General features: G+C 70.0%; 5 protein-coding genes. 1 reads left to right on the top strand and 4 read right to left on the bottom strand.

Annotated features, from left to right (window positions below):
• Positions 1 to 222 precede the first annotated feature (222 nt).
• Positions 223 to 582: a response regulator gene (locus D180_RS19260; RefSeq protein ID WP_017914059.1), complete on the top strand. Its 360-nt coding sequence runs from the start codon at positions 223 to 225 to the stop codon at positions 580 to 582.
• Between the two features lie 37 nt (positions 583 to 619).
• Here the strand turns inward: D180_RS19260 and D180_RS19265 are convergent, their stop codons facing one another.
• The 4 genes from D180_RS19265 to D180_RS19280 form a co-directional block, all read right to left on the bottom strand.
• Complete coding sequence (locus D180_RS19265; RefSeq protein WP_043091376.1) at positions 620 to 1,270, bottom strand: tetratricopeptide repeat protein; 651 nt, start codon at positions 1,268 to 1,270, stop codon at positions 620 to 622.
• Entirely contained in the window at positions 1,267 to 1,737 is a 471-nt protein-coding gene (locus D180_RS19270; protein ID WP_017914061.1) for a cytochrome c-type biogenesis protein, read from the bottom strand. Before D180_RS19270 ends, D180_RS19265 begins: the two co-directional genes overlap by 4 nt.
• Positions 1,734 to 2,276, bottom strand: coding sequence for a DsbE family thiol:disulfide interchange protein (locus D180_RS19275; RefSeq protein ID WP_017914062.1), 543 nt, complete (start codon positions 2,274 to 2,276; stop codon positions 1,734 to 1,736). Before D180_RS19275 ends, D180_RS19270 begins: the two co-directional genes overlap by 4 nt.
• Positions 2,273 to 2,902: cytochrome c-type biogenesis CcmF C-terminal domain-containing protein (locus D180_RS19280; protein WP_304412385.1), on the bottom strand; the 630-nt coding region annotated here is incomplete at its 5' end. The genes D180_RS19275 and D180_RS19280, both read right to left, overlap by 4 nt.

Consider the following 2,902-nt stretch of genomic DNA (forward strand, 5'->3'; position numbering starts at 1 on the left):
ATGGGGGCCCGTCGGGAGAGGCACCGGCTTGGCGACAGGGCTAGGCGGAGCGGGATGGCAGCGAGGTGGTCAATTTCGTTAATGATACGCATTCCTATTTTCGGCGCAATGTGCAGGTGGATCGGCACTGCGGCGTCTGCAGGGTAAGCCCGGCTTGGTCGGTGGCATCGGGGGCGGGACTCCTCCACCATCGGTCCTGCCATCGGACTGCCTGGGGACGTCATGAAGATTCTGGTCGTCGACGACTACCGCACGATGCGGCGCGTCATCCGCATGCTGTTGGGCCAACTCGGCTATGACGACGTCGTCGAAGCAGCCGACGGCGAGGCGGCGCTGGCCGCGATGCGGGCGGAGAAGATCGGCCTGGTCATTTCCGACTGGAACATGGCGCCGATGACCGGGCTGGAGCTGCTGCGGGCGGTTCGCAGCGACGCGAAGCTGAAAAGCACGCCGTTCCTGATGACGGTCACCGAGGGGCGCAGCGACAAGGTGATCGAGATCCGCGAAGCCGGTGTCAGCGGCTATATCGTCAAGCCGTTCAATGCGGACATGCTGAAGGAGAAGATCGTGTCCGCGCTGTGAGTGGACCGCCGAGCGCAGGTGCGATCTGGTGCTCGCATCAGTGTGGCGTGGCGGCCGCTGCGCCTGTTTTTGCGACCATCGCCTCGGTGGCGGCGATCTTCTGCGTCACCGCCTCGCGCAGTGGCGACGACGCCGGCAGCAAGGTAGACAGATGGTGCCAGTCGCCGGCTGCATCGGCATAGCGCTGCTGCTGGAAGGCGGCGATGCCGTGCATCCATAACGCGCGCTGATTGTCCGGCTGCTGCGCCAGCACCCGGTCGAGCATGGCGCGTGCGGCGCTGCCCACCGTGAGATCGGCGCGTTGCGCCATGTCGGTCTCGGCCCAGCCGAGCAGGGCCTCGACGTTGTCCGGGGCGATCCGCAGCGCCTGCGCATAGGCCTGCTGCGCTTCGTGCGGGTGCTGCGCCTGTTGCGCATCCCAGGCCTGCTGCAGCCAGCCTTGCAGCAGTTGCGCGGTCTGGTCCGGCGCGGGCGGCGGCAGCGGTTGCAGCGGGACGCCGGCCAGGGCCGCGGGTGTGCCGATGCGCCAGTACAGGCCGGCACCCAGCAATGGCAGCAGCAGCGCAAGCAGCAGCGCGACGCCGCGTTGCCGACCTGCGCCGGAACGCTGGACGAGCAACGGGCGCAACACCGCGAACAGGGCGATGCCCAGCATCGCGGCGGCGGCGAGCAGAAAGCCGGGCGTCACCAGGCGTCCTCCGCTTCCGTCGTGACGGCGCCAAGGGCGCGGCGGCGTTGCCGCAGCGTCGCCAGCACCATCGCGGCACCACCCAGCAGCAACAGCGCCGGCCCGAACCACAGCAGCCAGGTGCCCGGCGCCAGCGGCGGGTCGTACAGCACGAAGGCCGAGTAGCGATCGACCATGTACTGCTTGATCTGCGTATCGCTGCGCCCGGCCTGCAGTTGCGCGAACACCTGGTGGCGCAGGTCGCGCGCCAGCGTCGCGTCGGAGTCGGCCAGGTTCTCGTTCTGGCACACCAGGCAGCGCAACTGCGCGGTCAGGTGCTGGAAGCGCTGTTCCTGCGCGCGGTCCTTGAAGGGGAGTGGGTCCACTGCCTGGGCGAAGGCCGGCACTGCACCGCCCAATAGCCACAGCAGCACCAACAGCCGCCACCACGGCGTGCGCCTGCGCGTCCGTGCGACCAGCACGCTCATCGACGTGCTCCGTCGAGCGCGGCAATCGCCGGACGCAGTTCGTCGGCCAGCACCTGCGGCGTCAGTACGCCGACGTGCTTGTAGCGGACCACGCCGTCGGCATCGATCAGGAAGGTTTCCGGCGCACCGTACACGCCCAGGTCGATTGCCCGCTGGCCATCGGCGTCCACCAGCACCAGCGCGTACGGATTGCCGCGCTGCGCCAGCCAGGCGGCGGTGTCGTGCGGCGCGTCGCGGTAGGCGTAGCCGACCAGGGGCACGCCCAGTTGCCGGGCCTGCGCCATCAGCAGCGGATGCTCCTCGCTGCAGGCCATGCACCAACTGCCGAACACGTTGAGCAGATACGGGCGGCCGCGCAGTTCCTGGCTGCCGCTGCGCAGGTCCGGACGGTCCAGGCGCGGCAGCGCGAACGCCGGCACCGGCTTGCCCAGCAGCGGCGAGGGCACCTCGCGCGGGTCGTGGCTGCGGCTCCACCACAGGCCGAATCCGAATAGCGCGGCCAGCAGCACGAACGCGGCCAGCGGCAGCAGCCGGCTCATGGCGCGGCTCCGGCAAGCGCGGCCGGCGCGGTAGCGCTTGTCGCAGCCGGCTGCGCACGCAAGCGGCGCGCGCCGGCGCTGACGAAGCCGCCGAGCATCATCAGCAGGCCGCCGGCCCAGATCCAGCGGATGAAGGGCTTGTCGTACAGGCGCAGGGTCCAGCCGTATTCGATGTGCTGGTCGTCGACCGGCTCGCCGAGGGCGACATACAGGTCGCGCAGCACGCCGGCGTCGATCGCCGCCTCGGTCTGGATCCGCTCGCTGCTGTACAGACGCTTCTGCGGATGCAGCACCGCCACCACGGCGCCATCGCGCAGCACGCTCACCGTGCCTTGTTCGGCCTTCCAGTTGGGGCCATCGATCAACTGCACGCCATCGAAGCGAAAGCTGTGCGCGCCGATCTGCGCGCTCTGGCCGGGATCCAGGCGCACGTCGCGTTCCACCGACAGGCTGTCCGACAGCAGCACGCCGGCCACGAACACCGCAACCCCGGCATGCGCCAGCAGCATGCCGGCCAGTTCGGCGGGGAAGCGCCGGCCACGCGGTGCGCTGCGCCAGCGGGTCAGCGCATACAGCGCGGTGCCGACGCCGACCCAGGCCGCGGCGGCGACGCCGGCCACCGCGCG

Source organism: Xanthomonas sp. SHU 166 (assembly GCF_000364685.1).
Classification (GTDB): domain Bacteria; phylum Pseudomonadota; class Gammaproteobacteria; order Xanthomonadales; family Xanthomonadaceae; genus Xanthomonas_A; species Xanthomonas_A sontii.